We start from the raw sequence: 24,498 nt of genomic DNA, 5'->3' as shown, positions 1-24,498 counted from the left end.
ATCGTGATCCTGCGCTTCACCCTCGATCCGGCCGACAACACCCGTCTGGCGCGCGTCTGCGGCAGCCTCGACGCCCACCTGCGCGAGATCGAGGCCAGTCTCGGCGTGAAGCTCAGCCGGCGCGATGCCGAGTTCCGTGTCGACGGCCCCAAGGCCGCCGCCGAACGCGCCAAGGCTTTGCTGGAAAGCCTCTACGAACGCGCGCGCCGCCCGCTGCCGGCCGAGACCTTGCAGCTTGCCCTCATCGAAGCCAGGGCGCCCGAGCCGGACGCGGCCGCGCCGGGCGACGAAGACCCGCTGGTGCTGCGCACGCGCCGCACCGACTTGTCGGCGCGCACGCCGCGCCAGCATCAATACCTGCAGCAGATCCTGTCGCACGACATCACCATCGGCCTGGGCCCCGCGGGCACCGGCAAGACCTTTCTGGCCGTGGCCTGCGCGGTCGATGCGCTGGAGCGTTCGACCGTGCAGCGCATCATCCTCACGCGCCCGGCCGTCGAGGCCGGCGAGCGCCTGGGTTTTCTGCCGGGCGACCTGACGCAGAAGGTCGACCCCTATCTGCGACCGCTCTACGACGCCCTCTACGACCTGCTCGGCTTCGACCGCGTGACCAAGGCCTTCGAGAAGGGCCAGCTGGAAGTCGCGCCGTTGGCCTTCATGCGCGGCCGCACGCTCAACCACGCCTTCGTCATCCTTGACGAGGCGCAGAACACCACCCCCGAGCAGATGAAGATGTTCCTGACGCGCCTGGGCTTCGGCAGCCGCTGCGTCGTCACCGGCGACACCAGCCAGATCGACCTGCCGCGCGGCGTGCAGTCCGGCCTCATCGACGCCGAGCATGTGCTGGCCAAGGTCAAGGGCATCGCGATGACGCGCTTCACCAGCGCCGACGTCGTGCGCCATCCGCTGGTGGCCCGCATCGTCGAGGCCTATGAAGCCCGGGCCAAGCGCGAGGCGCGTGAAGCATGAAGCCGGCGCTCAGCCTGTCGTTGCAGTTCGCCGACCCCCGCCACCGCGCACTGCTGCCGCGCCACAAGGTGCAGCGCTTCATCCGCGCGGCGCTGGAACTGCCCGGCGAGATCGCCGTGCGCATCGTCGACGCGGAAGAGGGGCGCGCGCTGAACCGCGAGTACCGCGGCAAGGACTACGCGACCAATGTGCTGACCTTCGACTACGCCCACGAACCGGTGGTCGGCGCCGACCTCGTCATCTGCGCCGAAGTCGTCGAGCGCGAAGCGGCCGAGATGGGCGTCGCGCTGCTCGACCATTACGCCCACATGCTGGTGCACGGCGCCCTGCACGCGCAAGGCTATGACCACGAAGCCGACGACGAGGCAACGGCCATGGAAGCGCGTGAAAGCGAAATCCTCGCTGCCCTCGGCATCGCTGACCCCTACCGGCGCAGCTAGCGTTTCGTGCCGAGGTAGCGCTTGCGGCGGAACAGCAGCCCGAGGCCGCAGGCCAGCAGCAGGATCAGCGCGATGGCTTCCCAGAAACCCGCCGGGTTCTTGACCAGCGGCATGACGTCGAAGTTCATGCCGAAGATGCCGGTGATCAGGTTCAGCGGCAGGAAGATGGCGGTCAGCACGGTCAGCGTGCGCATGATGCTGTTGGTGCGGTGGCCGAGGGCGCTGAAGTGCATCTGCACGGCCGATTCGGCGGACGACTCCAGCCGCCGCACATGGGTCAGCACGCGTTCGACATGTTCGAGGACGTCGCGCGAGCGCACCCGCAGCAGTTCGCGCTCGCGCGTGACCTGTGGGTCGCCGTCGGCCGGCCACTCGTCCAGCGCGTCTATCCACTCCTGGATGGCGGCGCGCTGGTCCTCGCAGGTGTCCTCCAGGCGGTGCAGCGCGTCGCGGCTTTCAAGCAGCAGCGGCCAATCGTTGAACTCGCTGTTCTGATCCAGCAGCACCCGCTGCAAGGTGGCGAGCTGGCGCGTCAGCAGGCGGCGCAGCTCCAGGTAGCTGTCGACCATGTGGTTGACCATGCGCAGCATCAGGTCGGCCGGGCTGGCGGGCAGGCGGGCGCCGCTGCGTGGGTCGCGTTTGTCGCGGCCTTCGGTCAGCCGGTCGAGCTTCTGCGCAAAGAACTCGCGCACCTGGCAATCGGTCGGGTGCACGGTGATCAGCACGCGGTCGAAGACGGCGAAGCCGACGGGGCTGGTGTCGATGGCGCGCAGCGCGCGCTGGGCCGAGGCCAGCGTGCCGTGCTCGTCGTCGACGAAGAGGTCGTGGCTGCCGGGCGCCGCGGCCAGGCGGCGGAACACCAGCATGTCGTACCAGGACGTGTAGTCGAAGTGCGAGGGCAACTGGTTGTTGATCAGGTCCGCCACATGCAGGTCGACGATATTGCCGCAGCCCCAGCGCGCCAGCGCCTGCTGTGCGGCCGCTTCGCCCACCTCGAACTCGCGCCGCCCGTAGCCCAGCCACAGGAAGCCGCGCGTGGGCAAGGTCTCGGGCAGCGCCGCCAGCTCCGTGAAGCTGTCGAGTTCGATGTGGAAGACCCGCACGGGCTCAAGCCCCCTTCAGCAGCCGCGCGGCGTCGAGCGCGAAATAACTCAGCACGCCGTCGGCGCCCGCGCGCTTGAAGGCCAGCAGCGACTCCATCATGACGGCGTCGTGGTCGAGCCAGCCATTGGCCGCGGCGGCCTTGACCATCGCGTACTCGCCGCTGACCTGATAGGCAAAGGTCGGCACGCGGAATTCGTCCTTCACGCGCCGCACGATGTCGAGGTAGGGCATGCCAGGTTTGACCATCACCATGTCTGCGCCCTCGGCCAGATCCAGAGCCACCTCGCGCAGCGCCTCGTCGCTGTTGCCGGGGTCCATCTGGTAGGTCTTCTTGTCAGCCTTGCCGAGGTTGGCGGCCGAGCCGACCGCGTCACGGAAGGGGCCGTAGAAGCTGCTCGCGTACTTGGCGCTGTAGGCCATGATGCGCGTGTGGATGTGCCCGGCCGCTTCGAGTGCCTGGCGGATCGCACCGATGCGGCCATCCATCATGTCGCTGGGAGCGACGATATCGACACCCGAGTCGGCCTGCACGATGGCTTGCCTGGCGAGGATCTCGACGGTCGGGTCGTTCAGGATGTAGCCGCTGTCATCGATGACGCCGTCCTGGCCGTGGCTGGTGAAGGGGTCCAGTGCCACGTCGGTCAGCACGCCCAGTTGGGGGAAATGCTTCTTCAGCGCCCGCACCGCGCGCGGTACCAGGCCGTCGGGGTTCAGCGCCTCGGCGCCGTCGGGCGTCTTCAGCGCGGCATCGATGACGGGAAAAAGGGCGATGACCGGCACGCCCAGTTCGACGCACTGCTCCGCCGTGCGCAGCAGGTGGTCCAGGCTCTGGCGCGACACGCCCGGCATCGATGCCACGGGGTCCAGGCGGTCCTCGCCTTCATGGATGAAGACCGGCAGGATCAGGTCGCTGGCCTGCAAGGAATGTTCGCGCACGAGGGCGCGCGTGAAGGCGTCGCGGCGCAGCCGGCGGGGGCGTGCCAAAGGGTAGGCGGAGGGAGTGAAAACTGAGCGCGGCACGTCGAGTCCTCGGGCGAGCAGACAGGTCAAAAGGGCTGCGGCCCGGCGCGTGATGGACGACACATCCAGACGTCATTTATTCGTGACGTCACCGCTCAAGCGCGCTAAACTTGCCCGCGAATGATAGCCGCAAGGTGGTCGTTCCCTGCTTTTCCTCCCTGAGCAGGAGCCTTGACGTGATGACAGCGAAAAGGCTTTCTCGCCCCGGTCTTGAACCGGGGCTTTTTTTTGGCGGCCGCCGGTCCGTTGTGTCGCGGAGCGACCCAACCCGCACTGCCATGCGGCGTGCCTCCGGCCCGTGCCCGTCTCTCCCCCAAGCCCGCCCGCTTCGCAATCGGGCTTGAAGCCGGTCGGGCTGGCGATGGCGCTGCCCATAATGCCGCCATGCTCTGGGTCAAAGCCTTTCACATCGTCTTCGTCGCAGCGTGGTTCGCCGGCCTGTTCTACCTGCCGCGCATCTTCGTCAACCTGGCCATGGTGCAGGCCGACAGCCATGCCGAACGGGAGCGGCTGCTGCTGATGGCGCACAAGCTGCATCGCTTCAGCAGCATCTTGATGGGCGTGGCGCTGCTGCTCGGTGTGTGGGTCTGGCTCGGCTTCGGCGCCGGGCGCTTTACGGGCAGCTACTGGTTGCACGCCAAGTTGTTGCTCGTGGTCGGTGCCGTCGGCCTGCATCACATGAACCGCCGGTTGCTGCGCAGCTTCGAGGAGTTGTCCAACCGCCGCAGCCACCGCTGGTTCCGTGTCTACAACGAGTCGGCCGTGCTGCTGTTTGCCGCCATCGTCGTGCTGGCAACGGTCAAGCCGTTCTGAAGCAAGTTCCTGCCGTGCGTCGCCGCCAAAGCTCTGCCACCTGGCTGCTGCTGGCCCATGTCGGCCTCGTCATCTACGCCAGTCTCTACCCGTTCTGGCCCTGGCGATGGCCGCCCGGCATGGGGCTGCCTTGGCTGTTCGGTCTGCCTTGGCCGCCACGCTTCTGGGCCTTCGATGTCGAGGCCAATCTGCTCGGCTACATCCCCTTGGGGCTGCTGGGCTTTGCGGCGGCAATGCGCTCGGGCTGGGGCCTGAGTGGCGGTCTGTTGGTCGGCTTTCTGCCCGGGCCGCTGCTGTCCTTCGGCATGGAGACGCTGCAGTTCTTCGTGCCGGGCCGGGTGCCGTCGTTGTCCGACTGGGCGCTCAATGCCGCCGGCAGCACCTTGGGTTTGCTGCTCGGCCTGGTGCTCAGTGGGCTGGGGGGGCTGCAGCGCTGGGAGGATGTGCGCGACCACTGGTTTGGCGCCAGCAGCGCGCCGGCGCTTGCACTGTTGGCGCTGTGGCCCGTGGCCTTGCTGTATCCCACGCCGCTGCCCTTCGGCCTTGGCCAGTGGCTGCCCTGGTGGCGCGAGACCTTGCTGGATGCGCTGGCCGGTACGCCCTGGGCGCTGAACTGGGGCGATGCCGTCACGGTCGAGCACGAGCTGCCGCCAGGCCTGGAGGCGCTGGCGATTGCGCTCGGCTTGGTGGCACCGGTGTTGCTGATGATCACCGTGGCCCGCCCCGGGCTGCGCCGCTTGGTGCTCGCCAGCGGCGCCGTGCTGCTTGGCCTACTTGGGACCGCCACCGCCACGGCAATGGCCTTCGGTCCCGACCATGCGTGGGCATGGCTCGGCGAGGCGACGCGGCCCGGCGTCGGCTTGGGGCTGGCCTTGTCGCTGCTGGCTTGTCTGCTGCCGTCGCGCGTGGCGGCGGCCTTGGGGCTTTTCGTGCTCTGCGCATTGATCGGCCTCATCAGCGTGGCGCCCAGCGACCCTTATCTGGCACTGAACATGCAGGCTTGGGAGCATGGGCGCTTCGTCAACCTTTATGGCCTGACGCGGTGGGTGGCCTGGACCTGGCCCTTCATCGCCCTGGCCTGGCTGGCGGCGCGGCTGGTGCAAAAACCCCAGTGAGACAATCCAGCGCGATGAGTTACTACCAGCGCCACCTCTTCGTTTGCCTGAATCAGCGCGCCAACGGTGAGGCCAGTTGCGCCGACCACGACGCGCAGGCCGGCTTTGACCACTGCAAGTCGCGCGTCAAGCAACTCGGCCTGGCCGGTAAGGGCGGCGTGCGTGTCAACAAGGCCGGTTGCCTGGACCGCTGCGCGGGCGGGCCGGTGGCCGTTGTCTACCCCGAGGCTGTCTGGTATTCCTGGGTCGACAAGAGCGACCTGGACGAGATCGTCGAAAGCCATCTGCGCGACGGCAAGGTCGTCGAACGCCTGGTGCTGCCGGATTCAGTCGGCCGATGAACTCGCAGACCGAAAAGCGCCTGATGCCCGGCCCGGCCGGGCAGATCGAGGTGGCGATCGACCTCCCCGCCGACGGCGCCGCGCCGGTGGGCACCGCCCTGATCTGCCACCCCAACCCCACCCAGGGCGGCACGATGGACAACAAGGTCGTGCAGACGCTGGCGCGCGCTTTCATCCAGCTGGGCTGGCGCGCCGTGCGCTTCAATTTCCGCGGCATCGGCAAGTCCGAAGGCGGCTGGGACGAAGGCCGCGGCGAGGTCGATGACGCGCTGGCCGTGCTCGACGCCCTCCGTGCACCCGGCGAGGCCTTGATCCTGTCGGGCTTCTCTTTCGGCGGCTATGTCGCCTCACGCGCCGCTCAGCGCTTGGCCGAGCCAGCGCAGCGTCTCGTCCTCGTCGGACCGGCAACCAGCCGCTTCGACACCGCCCCCGTGCCGGCCGACACCGTGGTCATCCACGGCGAGGTCGACGACGTCGTGCCCCTCTCCGCCGTGCTCGACTGGGCGCGGCCGCAGAGCCTGCCGGTCACCGTCGTCCCCGGCGTGGGCCATTTCTTCCATGGGCAGCTGCCGCTGCTCAAGTCTCTTGTGGTGCGCGCTTTCGATCCGGCAAAGATCTAGTGCCGCGCCCGAACCGATCCCGATGAAACGACTGCTAGCTTCCTTCCTGACCGCCCTGTCTCTCGCCGCGCATGCGCAGGCCCCTCAGCCACCCGAGGTCGCCGCGCGCAACTATGTGCTGATCGACCTCACGACGAACAAGACCCTGGCCGAGCGCGATGCTGACGCGCCGCAGGATCCGGCGTCTTTGACCAAACTGATGACGGCCTATGTCGTCTTCGGCGCCTTGCGCGACAAGAAGCTGACCCTGGAGCAGACCCTGCCCGTGTCCAAGCGCGCGTGGGATGAGCGCAAAGGCGACCCGTCGCTGATGTTCATCGACACGACGATGACGCCCAAGGTCGACGAGCTGCTGCGGGGCCTCATCATCCAAAGCGGCAACGACGCCGCCGTGGCGCTGGCCGAGGGCGTGGGCGGCACGGTCGAGGGCTTTGTCCAGCTGATGAATCGCCAGGTCCAGGCCTGGGGCCTGAAAAACACCGAGTTCAGGAATGTGACCGGCATGTCCGAGCCCGGCCACAGGGCCAGCGCGCGCGACATTGCCTCCGTTGCCGCCCACATCATCAAGGACTACCCCGAGTACTACGCCTACTACTCGCAGCGCGACTACACCTTCAACAAGATCCGCCAGGACAACCGCAACCTGTTGCTGCGCCGCGACCCGACGGTGGACGGCATGAAGACCGGCTACACCGAAGCCGCCGGCTACTGCCTGGTGTCCAGCGCCAACCGCGACTTCCCCAACGGCAAGCGCCGCCTGCTGTCCGTCGTCATGGGCACGTCCTCCAAGGAAGCCCGCGCCAGCGAAAGCCAGAAGCTGCTGAACTGGGGCTACACGGCCTTTGACGCAGTCAAGGTCTTCGATGCCGGCAAGGCCATCGCCACAGTGCCGGTCTGGAAGGGCGAGGCCAAGGAGGCCAAGCTCGGCGCCGCCGATGCGATCTACGTGGCCGTGCCGCGCGGCGACGGGGCCAAGCTGCAGACTCAGGTCGAGCGCACCGACCCGCTGGTCGCGCCGCTGAACAAGGGCCAGCGTGTCGGCACGCTGCGCGTCACGACGACGGCCGGCGCGCCGGTCGCCGAGGTGCCGCTGATCGTGCAGGAGGCCGTGCCGCAGGCCGGCTTGTTCGGCCGCGCTTTCGACTCCCTGCGCCTGTGGATCAAGTGAGGCCCCGGCATGGCTGAAGAAAAATCGCTGATCGAGTACCCGTCGCAGTTCCCCATCAAGGTCATGGGGGCGCAGGTCGACGGTTTCGTCGAGGCCATCGCCCATGTCGCGCGGCAGTTCGATCCCGGCTTCGACGCATCGACCATCGAGCAGCGCCCCAGCAAGGGCGGCAACTATCTCGGCCTGACCATCACCATCACGGCGACGAGCCGCGAGCAGCTCGACGAGCTCTACCGCACGCTGACCACGCACCCGATGGTCAAGGTCGTGCTCTGATCAAGTCGACGCGTCGGCATCCTGCATCGCCTTGAGCTTGGCCTTGGCCGCGACGTCGCCATTCCTCGCCGCCACGTCGTACCAGTAGCGCGCAAGGCGCTCGTCGGCCTCGACGCCCAGGCCGCTTTCGAACATGGATGCCACCAGGTATTGCGCGCCGACATCGCCCGCTTTGGCAGCCTCCAGATACCAGCGATGGGCTTGACGCATGTCCTGCGTCCGGCCTCTGCCAAGGTAGTAGCAGGTGGCGACTGCCAGCGCGCCGTCGCCGTTGCCATGCTCGCCGGCACGCTCGAACCAGCCGCAGGCGGCCGCCGGGTCGGGCTTGCCGCGGCGACCCTGCTCGATCATTTCGCCTAGCGCGTTCTCGGCCACCGCCAGGTTTTGCGCCGCGGCCCGCTGCAGCAGCTGCCAGGCCTTGGCGTCGCTGGCCCCGGGCAGTTCCTTGCGCAGATTCATCATCGCGAGGTTGAACTGGCCCAGCGCTTCGCCGCGCTTGGCGGATTCAGCAAAGCCTCGGGCAGCGCCCTTCAGGTCGCCGCCGTCATAGGCGGTCAGCGCGTCGGACAGGTTGGCAGCTTGTGCCATCGAGGTAGCGAGCAGCAGGGCGGCAATCAGTGGCGTCTTCATTGGGTCGAGTCGGCTCAGCAGAGCCAAGGCTTACAGCGGCTGCCTATGATGCCCGCATGATCGTCAAGACCCTGGGGCGGGTCGATTACCTGACCACGCTGGAGGCCATGCGCGCCTTCACGGCGACGCGCGACGCGGCGACGCCGGACGAGCTGTGGCTCTGCGAGCACCCGCCCACCTTCACCCAAGGCATTGCCGGCAAGCCGGAGCATCTGCTGTTGCCGGGCGACATTCCGGTCGTGCCGACGGAACGCGGCGGCCAGGTGACGTATCACGGTCCGGGGCAGATCACCGCCTATCCGCTGGTTGACCTGCGCCGGCTGGGCGTCTTCGTCAAGGAATACGTCTTCCGCCTGGAGACGGCCATCATCCAGACGCTCGACAGCTATGGCGTGACCGGCCTGCGCGTGGCCGGCGCGCCGGGCATCTATGTGCGCCCGGCGGACCCCGGCAGCCACGCGGCGCTGGCCGGCCCAGTCGACCCGGCGAACGCTTTCAAGGATCTGGCCAAGGTCGCCGCCCTGGGCATCAAGGTCAGCCGCCACTGCACTTATCACGGCCTTGCGCTCAATGTCGCGATGGACCTGGAGCCCTTTCAGCGCATCAACCCCTGCGGCTACGAAGGGCTGGCAACCACATCCCTCGATAAACTCGGGGTTTTCACCGACTGGCCGACCGCGGCCGGGCGGCTCGCCGAGCGGCTCTCGGCACAGCTCTCGCCATGACCATGTCCGACACCACCTACGACCCGACGATCAAGCAAAAGGCCGAGGCCAAGACCTCCCGCATCCCGATCAAGATCGTGCCGGCCGAGGTGCTGAAGAAGCCCGACTGGATCCGGGTCAAGGCCGGTTCGCCGACCACGCGCTTCTACGAGATCAAGCAGATCCTGCGCGAGCACAAGCTGCATACCGTCTGCGAAGAAGCTTCGTGCCCCAACATCGGCGAGTGCTTCGGCAAGGGCACGGCGACGTTCATGATCATGGGCGACAAGTGCACGCGCCGCTGCCCGTTTTGCGATGTCGGCCACGGCAGGCCGGACCCGCTGGACGCGGACGAACCGCTGAACCTGGCCAAGACGATTGCGGCGCTCAAGCTCAAGTACGTCGTCATCACCAGCGTCGACCGTGACGACCTGAAGGACGGCGGCGCCGGTCATTTCGCCGAGTGCATCACCAAGACGCGCGAGCTGTCGCCGTCAACGCAGATCGAGGTGCTGGTGCCCGACTTCCGCGGCCGCGCCGACCGCGCGCTGAATATCCTGAAGGCCGCGCCGCCGGACGTGATGAACCACAACCTGGAAACCGCGCCGCGCCTGTACAAGGAAGCGCGTCCGGGTTCGGACTACCAGTTCAGCCTGGACCTGCTGAAGCGCTTCAAGGAAGAAGTGCCCGGCGTGCCGACCAAGAGCGGCATCATGGTCGGTCTGGGCGAGACCGACGACGAGATCCGCCAAGTCATGCGCGACATGCGCGCGCACCACATCGACATGATCACCATCGGCCAGTACCTGGCGCCCTCGGGACACCATCTGCCGGTGCGCCGCTACGTGACGCCGGACATGTTCAAGCAGTTCGAGAAGGAAGCCTACGAGCTGGGCTTCACGCACGCGGCCGTGGGTGCGATGGTGCGTTCGAGCTACCACGCGGACGAGCAGGCGCATGCCGCGCTGAACCCGACGGCGGCCTGATCAGAACGGCCGTGTCGGCCTCGGCTGGGGCGCCATCGGCGGCACCTGTGGCGACTCGTTCAACCGCAGGAATTTGAAGCCGGCCAGCTCCGCCTTGTTCTGCCCGGCCTGGCGCGCATCGCGCTCGGCCAGGCGGGCGATGAAGGCCTGCAGCGTTTCTTCGCGCACCTGGGGCTCGGCCGAATGCAGCAAGCGGCGGGAGCCGTCCGCGCCGGTGACGATCAGCCCGACATGCGAGGCGTAGTAGTTGCCGTTGCGACCCGAGATCACGTTCACGAAATCGCCGTCCTGCAACTGCGCCTCGATGGCGGCCACGTCTTGCTTGGCGACGTAGACGTCGTCGAAGGGCTGCACCGGGATGTCGCGCTGGATCTTGAATTGCTTGAGCAGGAAGGCCTGGCGGTCGATGCGCTGGTGGTAGGGCCGCGTCGGCACGCCGAGCGTGGCGGTGACGTCCTGCACCAGCCAGCCATTGGCGACGTTCCAGTCTGCCTCGGTGTAGTGGTTGCGCGTGGCCGTGCCGATGACACCATCGCGGTAGCGGATGCGCTGCAGCATCCAGAAGAACTCCTCCCACGATGCGCTCAGCGCCATCGCGTAGGTGTGCTCGGCGAACACCACGCAATCGCTCTTGGCCAGGCTGAACAGCGGCTGCGTGTCGTAGGTCTCGTAGGGAAACTCGCCGAGCAGGAACAGCTCGTAGGGTTGGCCGATGTTCTTGCGCGCCAGCGCGGCGATGCGCTGGCGCAGGTTCGGCTGGTCCAGCTGCTGCCAGGCCAGGAAGCGTCCCAGCTCGGCGGGCTGCATCTGGTAGAGCGGCTTGTTCAGCAGGCTGCCGAGCTGGGCGGCATCCAGGCCGACGCGCTGTGCCGCGTCGAGTTGCGCCAGCGTGGGCTCGATACGCGGCGGTATGGGCTGATGGGCGCAGGCGGCCAGCAGCAAGGCGGTGGCCAGGGCACAGAGGGTCTTTCGCATCACGCCAGTGTCAGCGCACCGGGACTGCGGCGTCCATGAGAGCTTGTGCGGCTCCCATAACGCGACGAATGGTCGTGTTCAGGCCTCGGCCAGCAGCTTCTCGATCAGGCCGTGCAGCGCCGCGAAGTCGGGTTCGCCCACATAGCGCTTGACGATCTCGCCGCGCTTGTTGATGAGGAAGGTGGTCGGGGTCATCTGCACCGGGCCGAAGGCGTTGGCCACGCTGCCGGTGTTGTCGATGGCCACACCGAAGGGCAGCTTGCGGGTCTCGGCGAACTTCGACACGAAGGCCGGCGGGTCATAGCTCATTGCCACGGCCAGCGTGTCTAGCCCACGAGCCTTGAACTTCTCGTGCGTGGCGACGATCTGCGGCATTTCCTTCACGCAGGTCGCGCAGCTGGTGGCCCAGAAGTTGACGAGCATGACCTTGCCGGCCCACTGCTGGGAGCTGGCCTTCTGACCGTCCAGTAGCACGTAGTTGACGGCCGGCGCCTGTTCGCGGGCGCAGCCCGAAAGCACGGCGGCGCAGGCAAGCAGGGCGGCAGAGATCAGTCGGCGGGACAGCATGGGGCGAAGTTTAGGCGCCGGCCCGATCTCCCCGCCGCGGTCAAGGCCGCTTGGCCAGTTCGAACATCAGCAGCGACGGCAGCGCGTCGGGCAGGTGGCGGCGCGAGATGCGCGCCACACCGTCGTTCGTGGCGGTGGATAACTGCGTGCGGTGCTCGCCGTCGAACATCTCGACAAAGGTGAAGTCGGGCGCATCGCGGTTGACGCCGGCGATCAGCTGCAACATCGGCTCGCTCATCAGCGCGGCGTCGAAGAGCAGGGCGTGGGGCAGGCCTTCACGGCAGAACTGTTCGGCCTCGGCCACGCTGCCGACGGCGTCGATCAGCATGCCCATGTGGCGCACGGCGGCGTGGGCTTCTGCCCGCAGTTCGCGGTGGGGCGACACGATCAGCAACTGGCAACCTGCCAGTGGGCGCGAATTGCCGCCCAGGCGTTCGGCCTCGGCTTCGAGGCGGCTCAGCGTGCTGTCGGGCGCTGGCGGCGCTTCGTCGGGCACGAGCTGGTTGAACTCCAGAGTCAGCAGCGTGATGCCAGCCTCCTGCTCGCGCAGCGGCAGCACGCCCAACGTGATGGCCGTCTGTTCCAGCAGCCGCCATGCCAGGGAATCGAGCCCAGGCGCGGCCGGGTGCTCCTCGCCATCGTCGCTGAGGAGTTCCAGCGATCGGTGGGCGAAGCGGCAGCTCAGGCGGGCCTTGACCGGCCAGGGCGTCAGGTCCAGGCGCAGGTCGACGGAGGAATGCGTGTTGGCCAATGCCCAGTCCATCAGCGCGTTCAGCAGCGCGAAGAGCAGGGCGCCGTCGGCCCAGATCTCGACGGGTTTGAGCGACTGGCGCACCTGCACGCCGCGTGCCTGTGTTTCGCGGCTGCGCTGGGCGAGCACGCTGCGCAGCATCTGGGTGAGGTGCTGGCGCTCTCGGCTCAGGCGCAGTCGGCCGGACGCCAGGCGCGCAAGCTGCTGGCCCAGCATGCCGGCGGTGCGCGCGTCGTCGACGCTGCGGCGCAGCAGTCGCAGGCCGCGTCGGTCGATCTGGCCGGTGGTCGCGAGGTTCTGGATCTGCTCCAGTGCCGCGCTCAGCGGACCGGCGATCTCGGCGCCGAGCTGCTGGACGATGTCCGCCCACTGGACCGGCGTCGGCTCAGGCGTGACATCGTTGGCGGCACTTGCTGGCGCGGAAGAAGGCGGTGTAGACATGACCCGGTGGCTGCGGACCCGAGGCGGATGGTTCTAGGTGGTTGGCCCACCTCGGTGCGTAGACGCATGCTGAGGACTGGTCGGCCAAGCCTCCATCCCCCAGCCAGGGGGAAACCCTGGGTTGAGGGGTGGGTTTGCTCTCACGCGATCACGCCGGCGGCCCGCCAAGTCGTGATTTCTTCCGCACTACAGCCGGCTTCACGCAGCAACTCGTCGCTGTGCTGCCCCAACAGCGGCGGCGCGTGGCGATAGGTGATCGGCGTTGCTGACAGCTTCATCGGGCTGGCAATGAGGCGGAGATCGGGCGTCAGCGGATGGGGCATGGCAACCACGGCGCCGCGAGCTTGCGCCTGCGGGTCGGCCAGCGCCTCACCAATAGAGTTGATCGAGCCACACGGCACCTTGGCGGCCTCCAACGCGGCCAGCCACTGCGCGCGGGGGCGTTGGCGCATCGCCTCTTCCAGCAGTGGCACGAGCACGGCGCGGTGGCGCACGCGTTCCGAGTTGGTCGCAAAGCGTGGGTCGCTGGCCCAGGCCGGCTGGTCGGCAATCTCGCAAAACTTGACGAACTGGCGGTCGTTGCCGACGGCCAGGATCAGGTAGCCGTCGCTGGCCTCGAAGACCTGGTACGGCACGATGTTCTGGTGGGCATTGCCCATCCGGCTGGGCGCCTTGCCGCTGCAAAGGTAGTTGCTGCCCAGGTTGGCAAGCATGGCCAGCTGGGTGTCCAGCAGCGCCATGTCGATGACCTGGCCCTGGCCGGTGGCGTCGCGATGGCGCAGCGCAGCGAGGATGGCGACCGTGGCATACATGCCGGTGAACAGGTCGGCCACGGCGACCCCGACCTTTTGCGGCCCGCCGCCGGGCAGGTCGTCACGTTCGCCGGTCACGCTCATCAGCCCCCCCATGCCCTGCACGGCGTAGTCATAGCCAGCGCGCTCAGCGTAGGGGCCGGTCTGGCCGAAACCGGTGATGGAGCAGATGACGAGGCCCGGGTGCTCGGCCAGCAGGCGTCGGGCATCCAGTCCGTAGCGAGCCAGGTCGCCGACCTTGAAGTTTTCGACCAGCACGTCGACCTGGCCAGCCAGCTTGCGGACGATGGCCTGGCCCTCCTGCTTGGCCAGATCAACGGCCAAAGAGCGCTTGTTGCGGTTGGCGCCGAGGAAATAGGCGGCCTCGGTGGTGTCCTGGCCCTCGGCGTCTTTCAGATAGGGCGGGCCCCAGGCGCGGGTGTCGTCGCCGCTGCCGGGACGTTCGATCTTGATGACATCGGCGCCCAGGTCGGCCAGGGTCTGCGTGCACCAGGGGCCTGCCAGCACGCGGGAGAGGTCCAGCACGCGCACGCCGGCCAAGGCTTGAGGAAGGGGCTTGTCTTGCATGGCGGAATTGTCGGGGCCGGCTGTCGATAATTCGGCCATGCGCATGAGGACGACCGCCGGATTTGCCCTAATGCTGAGCCTGGCGGCCGGCTGCCAACCTGCGTTGAACTGGCGCGAGGTCCGGCCCACCGGGTCGGGCGCCGTGGCCCTATTCCCTTGCAAGCCGAACGTCGAACAGCGCCCGGCGCGGGCCGGACAGGGTGGCGCCATGGGCCTGGCCCAGTGCGAGGCAGCAGGGCATCGCTTTGCGCTGTCGTGGGCCGACATGCCGGACACGGCCCAGGTCGGCGCTGCCTTGAAGGCCATGCCGCAGGCGGTGGCGAGCAAGTTGGGTCAACCGCTGGCGCCGGCGTCGGCTCTGCAGGTGCCAGGCATGACGCCTATGCCTGAAGCTGGGCAGTACCGCTTGCTCGGCAGCGACGCCGTCGCGCGTGTGGCGGTGTTTGCGCATGGTGGCCGCGTCTACCAGGCATTGGCCACCGGCAAGCAGGACGATTCTGCGGCGTGGGAGACCTTTGTTGCCGGGCTGGGCATAGACGCCGGCCGCTAACATCCCGTCCTATGCCGAACTTGCTTGTGATCGCCCACGCGCCGCTCGCCTCCGCGCTGCGGCAGGTGGCCGAACACACCTTCCCGGACTGTGCGCCGACGCTGACCGTGCTGGATGTTCACGCCGGCATGTCGGTCGAAGATGTCGAGGCGAGTGCCCGCCGTCTGATGGCCGAATCCGGCCACCCGGAGTGGTTGGTCCTGACCGACGTATTCGGCGCGACGCCCAGCAATGGCGCCCAGCGCCTGGCGGGCGATCAGGTGCAGATTGTCAGCGGCGTCAGCGTGCCCATGCTGTGGCGCACGCTTTGCTATGCCGCGCAAAAGCCTTTGACCGACCTCGCCCGCCGCGCCACCCAAGGTGCCGTCGCGGGCATCGTCGCCACGCCCCCTTTGCCTCCCGACGAATGATCAAGTCCACCCTCACCATCAGCAACAAGCTGGGTCTCCACGCGCGCGCATCTGCCAAGCTGACCAAGCTGGCGGGCAGCTTCAAGTGTGAGATCTATATGAGCCGCAACGGCCGGCGCGTGAATGCCAAGAGCATCATGGGCGTCATGATGCTGGCCGCCGGCATCGGCGCGAGCGTCGAGCTGGAGACGGACGGCGAGGATGAGCAGGCGGCGCAGGAGGCGATCACCGCCCTCGTCAACGACAAGTTCGGCGAAGGCCAGTAGTCGGCCGCTGGATCAGCTGCCCATGCGACGGAAGCGCGCTGGCAGGTCGGCCATGCGGACCAGCAGCGGCAGGTCGGCGGTGTTGAAGTCTGGGTCCCAGGCGGGCTCGCCCATCAGCTTGGCGCCGCAGCGCAGATAACCACGTATCAGGGCTGGCGGCTCGACGACCAAGTCCTGGCGCAGATGCGCGATGGGCAGCGGCAGGCGCGGCCGCACCTGGCAGTCAATCGGGGCGAGGTGATTGGCGGCGATCTGCTTCCACAGGCTGGCTGCGAAATGCCCGCCGTCGCGCATGCTGATGCTGGCGCAGCCGATGACGGTGTCCAGGCCATTGCGGGTCATGAATTCAGCCATGGCGCCCCAGAGCGCAATGATCGCGCCGCCGCTGCGGTGGTCAGGATGAACGCAGGAGCGACCGATCTCGGCGAGCCGTGAGCGCATGCCGCGCAGCCGGGTCAGGTCGAACTCGGTATCGCTGTAGAAACCGCCGGCCCGCTTGGACGCGGCCGGCGTCAGCACGCGGTACGTGCCCACCACGGGGCCAGGTTCGCCGTCCTCGCCTTCGGCACGCACGAGCACGTGCTCGCAGTGGGCATCGAAGAGGTCGACGTCAAGGCCGATGGGTGCACCGTTGTGCTGTGCCAGTCGAGCGCCCATCTCGACCGCAAAGACCTGGTAGCGCAGCGCTTGCGCTTCGCGCACCTCGGCTTCACTGCTGGCCCAGCCGACGCTGAGCCGGGTGGACGCCGCACGCGCGGGGCGCTGAAGGACATTGAGTGCGTGCGACGGTGCGTGGGTGACGATATGGCTGCGATTCATGGCCGGCATGCTCGGCGTCCGGTTTGACGCTGCGGTGAAGCCCTGGTGAAAAAACGATGACGCAAGGCGCCGACGCGACGCGCTACATTGGCCCCTCGATCTGCGGGGGGTGCTGATGAGTTTTCAGGTGTTCGGCATTGCGGTATCCCGCGGCGTGGCGATAGGCCGTGCCGTGCTGGTCGCGTCCAGCCGCGTTGATGTGGCCCACTATTTCGTCTCTCCCGGCGAAACGCAGGCCGAAATCGAACGCCTGCTGCGCGCGCGCGATGCCGTCGTGCACGAGCTGGCAACGTTGAAAGATGAATTGCCCAACGACGCGCCACACGAACTGGCGGCGCTGCTCGATGTGCATCTGATGCTGCTGCACGACGAAGCTTTCACTGGCGGTGCGATCCATTGGATCGTTGATCGCCACTACAACGCCGAATGGGCGCTGTCGGCCCACCTTGAGGTGCTGGCCCGGCAGTTCGACGAAATGGAAGACGCCTACCTGCGCGAGCGCAAGGCTGACCTGGAGCAGGTGGTGGAGCGGGTGTTGCGGGCGCTGGCCGCCGCGCAGGGTGATGCACCCACGCCTGTCACGCCGCGCGACTTTGGAGGGGAAGACCCGCTGCTGCTCGTCGCTGCGGACATCGCGCCAGCCGACATGATGCAGTTCAAGCGCAGCGTCTTCCGAGGCTTCATCACCGACATCGGCGGCAAGACGTCGCACACGGCCATCGTGGCGCGGAGCATGGACATCCCCGCGGTGGTTGGCACGCGCGAGGCGTCGCGCCTCATCATGCAGGACGACTGGGTCATCATCGATGGCGATGCCGGCACGGTCATCGTCAATCCGTCGCCCATCGTGCTGGAGGAGTACCGCTTCCGTCAGCGCCAGAGCGAGTTGGAGCGCGCGCGTCTTGGCCGGCTGCGCCACACACCGGCGGTGACCTTGGATGGCGAACATATCGAGCTGCACGCCAATATCGAGCTGCCGGCGGATGCGGAGGCGGCCGTGGAAGCAGGTGCAACCGGCGTGGGCCTGTTCCGAAGCGAGTTCTTGTTCATGAACCGTGATGGCGAACTGCCAAGCGAGGAAGAGCAACTTGCCGCCTACAAGGCGGCCGTTGTCGCGATGAAGGGCATGCCGGTCACGATCCGGACCGTGGACGTCGGTGCGGACAAGCCGCTAGATCGACTGACCGTCAACGAACTGCGCCATGAGCATGTGCTCAATCCTGCGATGGGCTTGCGAGCAATCCGCTGGAGCTTGGCCGAGCCCAGCATGTTCCGTCAGCAGCTGCGTGCCATCTATAGAGCGAGCGCCTTCGGGAAGGTGAGGCTGTTGATCCCGATGGTGGCGCACCTGTCGGAGGTTCGGCAGATCATGGAGGCAGCGCGCAAGGTGCAGCAGCAACTCACCGATGCCGGTCACGCTTACACGCGCGTCGAACTGGGCGTCATGATCGAGATTCCCGCGGCTGCCGTCATGCTGCCGCTGCTCTTGCGCTATGTGGATTTCGTTTCCATCGGCACCAACGATCTGATCCAGTACACGCTCGCCATCGATCGTGCGGATGAGGCGGTGGCCCACTTGTACGACCCTTGGCATCCCGCCGTGCTGCATCTGATCAGCCAAGCCATCGCCCAAGCGCGCGCCGCAGGTAAAGGGGTCAGCGTGTGCGGGGAAATGGCGGGAGATCCTGTCTTTACAGAATTGCTCCTCGCGATGGGGTTGCGCAGCTTCTCCATGCATCCCTCCCAAATTCCCGCTGTCAAGCAACGGGTGCTCCGAGTCGATACGCAGCGCTTAGCCGCAGCGCTGCCGCGCATTCTGGACAGCGAGGACCCGCACGCCGTTGCAGACAGAGAATTGGCTGCGGCCAGAGGTGGCGCTGCGGCAGTTCATTGAAGAGCGTCGCAACCGAAGCGATACGCCGCGAACCAATGAGCCCGCATGCCCCGCTTAGCGCAATCAATAGCAAACGCTGATACCGTGTGCGGCCTGCCGATTTCCTATGCTACAGTCGTGGGCTTCGCTGATCACAAGGCGCCGGTTCTGGACACGGGACGAGCAAGGGGTGAGAGGTGGGGCGGAGCTGAAAAGCTCTGCGGCGAGTGCTACAGTCGTGGGCTTCGCTGATCACAAGGCGCCGGTTCTGGACACGGGACGAGCAAGGGGTGAGAGGTGGGGCGGAGCTGAAAAGCTCTGCGGCGAGCTGGAGAGTTCGTTGGGTGCCAAGAGGGTTCTGAAAAGAATTTTCGCAAGGTACTTGACGATGCTGCGAAAGCAGATCAAAATCTCGCCTCTTTGCTGCTGACGACAACTGCGAAAGCAAGTAGTTTGAGGTGGTAGAGAAAGCAAGTTGGCGAGTATGGCGAAAAGAAATTTTCAAACTTACTTGACGACGAAGCGAAAAGCAGATTAGAATCTCGCTTCTTTGCTGCTGACGAATCAAACGAAACGTCAGCGACGCGGTTAACGAAGAATGCAAATTCTGAGTTTGATTGCGCTGCTCTTTAATAATTCACAGCCGATAAGCGTGGGCGTTTGAAGTGAAGTGATGTTGTCAGGTGACTGACGACGGTCCTTCGGACTTTAAACGCTCACGGAAATTAGATTTGAACTATGCAAATGGTTTAAGTCGATTCCGTTGAGTAAATCAAGATCGAACTGTAGAGTTTGATCCTGGCTCAGATTGAACGCTGGCGGCATGCCTTACACATGCAAGTCGAACGGTAACAGGTTAAGCTGACGAGTGGCGAACGGGTGAGTAATATATCGGAACGTGCCCAGTCGTGGGGGATAACTGCTCGAAAGAGCAGCTAATACCGCATACGACCTGAGGGTGAAAGCGGGGGATCGCAAGACCTCGCGCGATTGGAGCGGCCGATATCAGATTAGGTAGTTGGTGGGGTAAGAGCCCACCAAGCCAACGATCTGTAGCTGGTCTGAGAGGACGACCAGCCACACTGGGACTGAGACACGGCCCAGACTCCTACGGGAGGCAGCAGTGGGGAATTTTGGACAATGGACGCAAGTCTGATCCAGCCATGCCGCGTGCGGGAAGAAGGCCTTCGGGTTGTAAACCGCTTTTGTCAGGGAAGAAAAGGTTCTGGTTAATACCTGGGACTCATGACGGTACCTGAAGAATAAGCACCGGCTAACTACGTGCCAGCAGCCGCGGTAATACGTAGGGTGCAAGCGTTAATCGGAATTACTGGGCGTAAAGCGTGCGCAGGCGGTTATGCAAGACAGATGTGAAATCCCCGGGCTCAACCTGGGAACTGCATTTGTGACTGCATAGCTAGAGTACGGTAGAGGGGGATGGAATTCCGCGTGTAGCAGTGAAATGCGTAGATATGCGGAGGAACACCGATGGCGAAGGCAATCCCCTGGACCTGTACTGACGCTCATGCACGAAAGCGTGGGGAGCAAACAGGATTAGATACCCTGGTAGTCCACGCCCTAAACGATGTCAACTGGTTGTTGGGAGGGTTTCTTCTCAGTAACGTAGCTAACGCGTGAAGTTGACCGCCTGGGGAGTACGGCCGCAAGGTTGAAACTCAAAGGAATTGACGGGGACCCGCACAAGCGGTGGATGATGTGGTTTAATTCGATGCAACGCGAAAAACCTTACCTACCCTTGACATGTCTGGAATTCCGAAGAGATTTGGAAGTGCTCGAAAGAGAGCCAGAACACAGGTGCTGCATGGCCGTCGTCAGCTCGTGTCGTGAGATGTTGGGTTAAGTCCCGCAACGAGCGCAACCCTTGTCATTAGTTGCTACGAAAGGGCACTCTAATGAGACTGCCGGTGACAAACCGGAGGAAGGTGGGGATGACGTCAGGTCATCATGGCCCTTATGGGTAGGGCTACACACGTCATACAATGGCCGGGACAGAGGGCTGCCAACCCGCGAGGGGGAGCTAATCCCAGAAACCCGGTCGTAGTCCGGATCGTAGTCTGCAACTCGACTGCGTGAAGTCGGAATCGCTAGTAATCGCGGATCAGCTTGCCGCGGTGAATACGTTCCCGGGTCTTGTACACACCGCCCGTCACACCATGGGAGCGGGTTCTGCCAGAAGTAGTTAGCCTAACCGCAAGGAGGGCGATTACCACGGCAGGGTTCGTGACTGGGGTGAAGTCGTAACAAGGTAGCCGTATCGGAAGGTGCGGCTGGATCACCTCCTTTCTAGATAGATCGCGCCTCGTCATTACTTCGGTATTGGCAGAGCAAGATCACACTAAAGAGCGAAAGCTCAAGCACTTTGCTTTAAGCGCCCACACTTATCGGCTGTCATACAACAGTGAGTGAACTCGCGTGCCTGTGGAGCTGGCCTCGACAGCCTGGCGATGATGCAGAGCGACGCAAACAAGTTTCGCGTGGGTCTGTAGCTCAGTCGGTTAGAGCACCGTCTTGATAAGGCGGGGGTCGCTGGTTCGAATCCAGCCAGACCCACCACGGAAAAACACCCGGGGGATTAGCTCAGCTGGGAGAGCACCTGCTTTGCAAGCAGGGGGTCGTCGGTTCGATCCCGTCATCCTCCACCAGTTTCACTCATTCAGTTGGTAAACCTTAGCGAATAGGAATGTTCGCTGAGGTTTACCAGCTCTGGTCTGCAAAGATCGGCTGTTGTTCTTTAACAATTTGTAGAGTCGAATCAGCGCTGCTGGCGGAAAGCGACGAATCGTAAAGGGTTCGAAGCACCGTGCCGCTGGCAGCATTTTGATTGCGTCAAACATAGACTTCAACTAAGCAAGAAATTGATTAGGTATGAAGAACGGCGTAACGCGTGAATACTCAATAACAATCCGATGAAACAAGATCGGATTGAGTCCTTGACGACAGTGCAGTCAGCGCTGTCAAAGTTATAGGGTCAAGTGACTAAGTGCATGTGGTGGATGCCTTGGCGATTACAGGCGACGAAGGACGTGATAGCCTGCGATAAGCTTCGGGGAGCTGGCAAATTAGCTTTGATCCGGAGATTTCCGAATGGGGAAACCCACTCCGCAAGGAGTAACTCTGACTGAATACATAGGTCATTGTGGCGAACCGGGTGAACTGAAACATCTCAGTAGCTCGAGGAAAAGACATCAACCGAGATTCCGAAAGTAGTGGCGAGCGAAATCGGAGTAGCCCTCGCGTTTTAGCAGTTTGTATATCAGAACGGAATGGAAAGTCCGGCCACAGCGGGTGATAGCCCCGTATGAGAAATGCAGATTGTGGAACTAGGCGCGAATAGAGTAGGGCGGGACACGTGAAATCCTGTCTGAATATGGGGGGACCATCCTCCAAGGCTAAATACTCGTAATCGACCGATAGTGAACAAGTACCGTGAGGGAAAGGCGAAAAGAACCCCGGGAGGGGAGTGAAATAGATCCTGAAACCGCATGCATACAAAAAGTAGGAGCCCGCAAGGGTGACTGCGTACCTTTTGTATAATGGGTCAGCGACTTACATTCAGTGGCGAGGTTAACCGAATAGGGAAGCCGTAGAGAAATCGAGTCCGAATAGGGCGAATAGTCGCTGGGTGTAGACCCGAAACCAAGTGATCTATCCATGGCCAGGATGAAGGTACCGTAACAGGTGCTGGAGGTCCGAACCGACTAGTGTTGCAAAACTAGCGGATGAGCTGTGGATAGGGGTGAAAGGCTAAACAAACTTGGAAATAGCTGGTTCTCTCCGAAAACTATTTAGGTAGTGCCTCAAGTATTACCATCGGGGGTAGAGCACTGTTTAGGCTAGGGGGTCATGGCGACTTACCAAACCTATGCAAACTCCGAATACCGATGAGTACAGCTTGGGAGACAGAGCACCGGGTGCTAACGTCCGGACTCAAGAGGGAAACAACCCAGACCGCCAGCTAAGGTCCCCAAAATTGGCTAAGTGGGAAACGAAGTGGGAAGGCTAAAACAGTCAGGATGTTGGCTTAGAAGCAGCCATCATTTAAAGAAAGCGTAATAGCTCACTGATCGAGTCGTCCTGCGCGGAAGATGTAACGGGGCTAAGCCAGTTACCGAAGCTGCGGATGTGCAATTTATTGCACGTGGTAGGAGAGCGTTCTGTAAGCCTGTGAAGGTGGGTTGTGAAGCCTGCTGGAGGTATCAGAAGTGCGAATGCTGACATGAGTAGCGTTAAAGGGGGTGAAAAGCCCCCTCGCCGAAAGCGCAAGGTTTCCTACGCAACGTTCATCGGCGTAGGGTGAGTCGGCCCCTAAGGCGAGGCAGAGATGCGTAGCTGATGGGAAACAGGTCAATATTCCTGTACCGATCAATAGTGCGATGTGGGGACGGAGAAGGTTAGCTCAGCCAACTGTTGGATATGTTGGTTCAAGCGTGTAGTCGTGCCCCTTAGGCAAATCCGGGGGGATTAGATGAGGCGTGATAACGAGTCTGCTTGCAGACGAAGTGAGTGATACCCTGCTTCCAAGAAAAGCCACTAAGCTTCAGCTATTGACGACCGTACCGCAAACCGACACTGGTGCGCGAGATGAGTATTCTAAGGCGCTTGAGAGAACTCTGGAGAAGGAACTCGGCAAATTGACACCGTAACTTCGGAAGAAGGTGTGCCTTTAGTAGGTGAGCCATTTACTTGGTGAGCCGAATGAGGCCGCAGAGAATCGGTGGCTGCAACTGTTTATTAAAAACACAGCACTCTGCAAAGACGAAAGTCGACGTATAGGGTGTGACTCCTGCCCGGTGCTGGAAGATTAAATGATGGGGTGCAAGCTCTTGACTGAAGTCCCAGTAAACGGCGGCCGTAACTATAACGGTCCTAAGGTAGCGAAATTCCTTGTCGGGTAAGTTCCGACCTGCACGAATGGAGTAATGATGGCCACACTGTCTCCTCCAGAGACTCAGCGAAGTTGAAATGTTTGTGATGATGCAATCTCCCCGCGGAAAGACGGAAAGACCCCATGAACCTTTACTGTAGCTTTACATTGGACTTTGAACAGATCTGTGTAGGATAGGTGGGAGGCTTTGAAGTCAGGTCGCTAGATCTGATGGAGCCAACGTTGAAATACCACCCTGGTGTGTTTGAGGTTCTAACCTTGTCCCGTTATCCGGGATGGGGACAGTGTATGGTGGGCAGTTTGACTGGGGCGGTCTCCTCCCAAAGTGTAACGGAGGAGTTCGAAGGTACGCTAGTTACGGTCGGAAATCGTGACGATAGTGCATTGGCATAAGCGTGCTTGACTGCGAGACTGACAAGTCGAGCAGGTACGAAAGTAGGACAAAGTGATCCGGTGGTTCTGTATGGAAGGGCCATCGCTCAACGGATAAAAGGTACTCTGGGGATAACAGGCTGATACCGCCCAAGAGTTCATATCGACGGCGGTGTTTGGCACCTCGATGTCGGCTCATCTCATCCTGGGGCTGTAGCCGGTCCCAAGGGTATGGCTGTTCGCCATTTAAAGAGGTACGTGAGCTGGGTTTAAAACGTCGTGAGACAGTTTGGTCCCTATCTTCCGTGGGCGCTGCAAGATTGAGAGAGCCTGCTCCTAGTACGAGAGGACCGGAGTGGACGCACCTCTGGTGTATCGGTTGTCACGCCAGTGGCATTGCCGAGTAGCTAAGTGCGGAAGAGATAACCGCTGAAAGCATCTAAGCGGGAAACTCGTCTCAAGATGAGTCTTGCCGGGGCCTTGAGCCCCCTGAAGGGTCGTTCGAGACCAGGACGTTGATAGGCTGGGTGTGGAAGCGCAGTAATGCGTTAAGCTAACCAGTACTAATTGCCCGTGAGGCTTGACCCTATAACTTTGAGAGTCTGTGCAAGGCACGTCTCAAGGTGAGTGTTCAAGTTATGTCGTTCTTCGAAGCTACGAAGACGCAATCAAATACTGATTCCGCTGCATGTTCAATACATGCGGTGTGCAGATAAATCTGCTGACTCTACGAATTGGGTTTGTTGACCTCGTCAACAGACCAACCAGTCAAGCCTGACGACCATAGCGACTTGGTCCCACTCCTTCCCATCCCGAACAGGACAGTGAAACGAGTCAGCGCCGATGATAGTGCGGATTCCCGTGTGAAAGTAGGTCATCGTCAGGCTATTTACCCAAGCCAACGCCCAGTCTCGATAAGAGATTGGGCGTTTTGCTTTGCGCGGCGRATTTGCTGTTCGATACCGCAAATTAGAGAGAATGCGAGTATCCAAGACAGGTGCAA

At 63.4% G+C, this 24,498-nt stretch carries 22 protein-coding genes, 2 tRNA genes and 3 rRNA genes; 19 read left to right on the top strand and 8 right to left on the bottom strand.

Features of this window, described 5'->3' with window-relative positions; translation table 11 throughout:
- Window positions 1-3: 3 nt before the first annotated feature.
- Both ASC81_RS09665 and ybeY read left to right on the top strand, forming a co-directional pair.
- Window positions 4-969, top strand: a complete 966-nt coding sequence (locus ASC81_RS09665) for a PhoH family protein (RefSeq protein WP_056265852.1) — start codon at window positions 4-6, stop codon at window positions 967-969.
- Window positions 966-1,409 (top strand): rRNA maturation RNase YbeY, encoded by a 444-nt coding sequence (gene ybeY, locus ASC81_RS09660; protein WP_056265851.1) that lies wholly within the window; start codon window positions 966-968, stop codon window positions 1,407-1,409. Before ASC81_RS09665 ends, ybeY begins: the two co-directional genes overlap by 4 nt.
- Here the strand turns inward: ybeY and ASC81_RS09655 are convergent.
- The gene (locus ASC81_RS09655) at window positions 1,406-2,512 is read right to left on the bottom strand and encodes a magnesium transporter CorA family protein (protein ID WP_056265848.1); all 1,107 of its coding nucleotides are present in this window, start codon (window positions 2,510-2,512) and stop codon (window positions 1,406-1,408) included. The two genes, ybeY and ASC81_RS09655, sit on opposite strands and share 4 nt — an antisense overlap.
- 4 nt (window positions 2,513-2,516) lie before the next feature.
- A complete protein-coding gene (gene hemB, locus ASC81_RS09650; RefSeq protein ID WP_235533617.1) occupies window positions 2,517-3,497 on the bottom strand; it encodes a porphobilinogen synthase in 981 nt (326 codons plus the stop codon).
- 420 nt (window positions 3,498-3,917) lie between these two features.
- Here hemB and ASC81_RS09645 point away from each other — a divergent pair, with 420 nt between their 5' ends.
- Genes ASC81_RS09645 through ASC81_RS09620 form a run of 6 tightly spaced genes read left to right on the top strand, consistent with a single transcriptional unit; the run spans window position 3,918 to window position 7,866 of the window.
- Window positions 3,918-4,346, top strand: a complete 429-nt coding sequence (locus ASC81_RS09645; protein ID WP_056265846.1) for a CopD family protein — start codon at window positions 3,918-3,920, stop codon at window positions 4,344-4,346.
- A gap of 14 nt (window positions 4,347-4,360) precedes the next feature.
- Window positions 4,361-5,461: a VanZ family protein gene (locus ASC81_RS09640; protein WP_056265843.1), complete on the top strand. Its 1,101-nt coding sequence runs from the start codon at window positions 4,361-4,363 to the stop codon at window positions 5,459-5,461.
- Window positions 5,462-5,475: 14 nt separating this feature from the next.
- Window positions 5,476-5,802 carry a ferredoxin gene (locus ASC81_RS09635; RefSeq protein WP_056265840.1) on the top strand — a complete coding sequence of 109 codons (327 nt, stop codon included), beginning with the start codon at window positions 5,476-5,478 and terminating at the stop codon, window positions 5,800-5,802.
- On the top strand, window positions 5,799-6,422 hold the full coding sequence (locus ASC81_RS09630; protein ID WP_056265837.1) for an alpha/beta hydrolase: 624 nt from the start codon (window positions 5,799-5,801) through the stop codon (window positions 6,420-6,422). The genes ASC81_RS09635 and ASC81_RS09630 overlap by 4 nt, the downstream gene beginning before the upstream one ends.
- A gap of 22 nt (window positions 6,423-6,444) precedes the next feature.
- Complete coding sequence (locus tag ASC81_RS09625) at window positions 6,445-7,590, top strand: D-alanyl-D-alanine carboxypeptidase family protein (RefSeq protein ID WP_056265834.1); 1,146 nt, start codon at window positions 6,445-6,447, stop codon at window positions 7,588-7,590.
- A 9-nt stretch (window positions 7,591-7,599) separates the two neighbouring features.
- Window positions 7,600-7,866, top strand: a complete 267-nt coding sequence (locus ASC81_RS09620) for a DUF493 family protein (RefSeq protein WP_056265831.1) — start codon at window positions 7,600-7,602, stop codon at window positions 7,864-7,866.
- Here ASC81_RS09620 and ASC81_RS09615 read toward each other — a convergent pair whose 3' ends face one another.
- Window positions 7,867-8,496 (bottom strand): tetratricopeptide repeat protein, encoded by a 630-nt coding sequence (locus ASC81_RS09615; protein ID WP_056265828.1) that lies wholly within the window; start codon window positions 8,494-8,496, stop codon window positions 7,867-7,869. It lies immediately after the preceding gene.
- A 56-nt stretch (window positions 8,497-8,552) separates the two neighbouring features.
- Between ASC81_RS09615 and lipB the strand changes: the two genes are divergently transcribed.
- Together lipB and lipA are read left to right on the top strand one after the other, a co-directional pair.
- A complete protein-coding gene (gene lipB, locus ASC81_RS09610) occupies window positions 8,553-9,221 on the top strand; it encodes a lipoyl(octanoyl) transferase LipB (RefSeq protein WP_056265825.1) in 669 nt (222 codons plus the stop codon).
- Window positions 9,218-10,186 (top strand): lipoyl synthase, encoded by a 969-nt coding sequence (lipA, locus tag ASC81_RS09605; RefSeq protein WP_056265822.1) that lies wholly within the window; start codon window positions 9,218-9,220, stop codon window positions 10,184-10,186. The genes lipB and lipA overlap by 4 nt, the downstream gene beginning before the upstream one ends.
- On the opposite strand, the gene ASC81_RS09600 is transcribed toward lipA, so the two are convergent.
- The 4 genes from ASC81_RS09600 to ASC81_RS09585 form a co-directional block, all read right to left on the bottom strand.
- Window positions 10,187-11,161, bottom strand: coding sequence for an N-acetylmuramoyl-L-alanine amidase-like domain-containing protein (locus tag ASC81_RS09600; protein ID WP_082536412.1), 975 nt, complete (start codon window positions 11,159-11,161; stop codon window positions 10,187-10,189).
- Between the two features lie 78 nt (window positions 11,162-11,239).
- Entirely contained in the window at window positions 11,240-11,728 is a 489-nt protein-coding gene (locus ASC81_RS09595; RefSeq protein WP_056265819.1) for a TlpA disulfide reductase family protein, read from the bottom strand.
- 40 nt (window positions 11,729-11,768) lie between these two features.
- Complete coding sequence (locus tag ASC81_RS09590) at window positions 11,769-12,920, bottom strand: hypothetical protein (RefSeq protein WP_056265816.1); 1,152 nt, start codon at window positions 12,918-12,920, stop codon at window positions 11,769-11,771.
- Between the two features lie 140 nt (window positions 12,921-13,060).
- The gene (locus ASC81_RS09585) at window positions 13,061-14,299 is read right to left on the bottom strand and encodes a CaiB/BaiF CoA-transferase family protein (protein WP_056267431.1); all 1,239 of its coding nucleotides are present in this window, start codon (window positions 14,297-14,299) and stop codon (window positions 13,061-13,063) included.
- 43 nt (window positions 14,300-14,342) lie between these two features.
- Between ASC81_RS09585 and ASC81_RS09580 the strand changes: the two genes are divergently transcribed.
- From ASC81_RS09580 to ASC81_RS09570, 3 genes are read left to right on the top strand one after another with little or no spacing between them, the layout of a single operon-like run.
- Window positions 14,343-14,849 (top strand): hypothetical protein, encoded by a 507-nt coding sequence (locus ASC81_RS09580; RefSeq protein ID WP_156391965.1) that lies wholly within the window; start codon window positions 14,343-14,345, stop codon window positions 14,847-14,849.
- A gap of 11 nt (window positions 14,850-14,860) precedes the next feature.
- A complete protein-coding gene (locus ASC81_RS09575; RefSeq protein WP_056265810.1) occupies window positions 14,861-15,259 on the top strand; it encodes a PTS sugar transporter subunit IIA in 399 nt (132 codons plus the stop codon).
- Entirely contained in the window at window positions 15,256-15,525 is a 270-nt protein-coding gene (locus ASC81_RS09570) for an HPr family phosphocarrier protein (RefSeq protein ID WP_056265808.1), read from the top strand. The genes ASC81_RS09575 and ASC81_RS09570 overlap by 4 nt, the downstream gene beginning before the upstream one ends.
- A 12-nt stretch (window positions 15,526-15,537) precedes the next feature.
- On the opposite strand, the gene ASC81_RS09565 is transcribed toward ASC81_RS09570, so the two are convergent.
- Window positions 15,538-16,344, bottom strand: coding sequence for a GNAT family N-acetyltransferase (locus ASC81_RS09565; protein ID WP_369820849.1), 807 nt, complete (start codon window positions 16,342-16,344; stop codon window positions 15,538-15,540).
- Between the two features lie 115 nt (window positions 16,345-16,459).
- On the opposite strand from ASC81_RS09565, the gene ptsP reads away from it, so the two are divergent.
- The 6 genes from ptsP to rrf all read left to right on the top strand — a co-directional run bounded on the left by ptsP (window position 16,460) and on the right by rrf (window position 24,381).
- Window positions 16,460-18,238 (top strand): phosphoenolpyruvate--protein phosphotransferase, encoded by a 1,779-nt coding sequence (ptsP, locus tag ASC81_RS09560; RefSeq protein WP_056265801.1) that lies wholly within the window; start codon window positions 16,460-16,462, stop codon window positions 18,236-18,238.
- A 759-nt stretch (window positions 18,239-18,997) separates the two neighbouring features.
- A 16S ribosomal RNA gene (locus ASC81_RS09555) occupies window positions 18,998-20,521 on the top strand.
- A 193-nt stretch (window positions 20,522-20,714) separates the two neighbouring features.
- A tRNA-Ile gene (locus tag ASC81_RS09550) sits at window positions 20,715-20,791 on the top strand.
- Between the two features lie 13 nt (window positions 20,792-20,804).
- Window positions 20,805-20,880 (top strand) — tRNA-Ala (locus ASC81_RS09545).
- Window positions 20,881-21,204: 324 nt separating this feature from the next.
- Window positions 21,205-24,083: ribosomal RNA gene (locus tag ASC81_RS09540) — 23S ribosomal RNA — on the top strand.
- A gap of 185 nt (window positions 24,084-24,268) precedes the next feature.
- Window positions 24,269-24,381 (top strand): 5S ribosomal RNA (gene rrf, locus ASC81_RS09535).
- Together the 16S, 23S and 5S rRNA genes with 2 tRNA genes alongside form the textbook arrangement of a ribosomal RNA operon.
- The last annotated feature ends 117 nt before the right edge of the window (window positions 24,382-24,498 follow it).

The organism is Pelomonas sp. Root405 (genome assembly GCF_001425165.1).
GTDB lineage: Bacteria > Pseudomonadota > Gammaproteobacteria > Burkholderiales > Burkholderiaceae_C > Pelomonas.
This window is presented reverse-complemented; position numbering and strand designations above follow the sequence as displayed.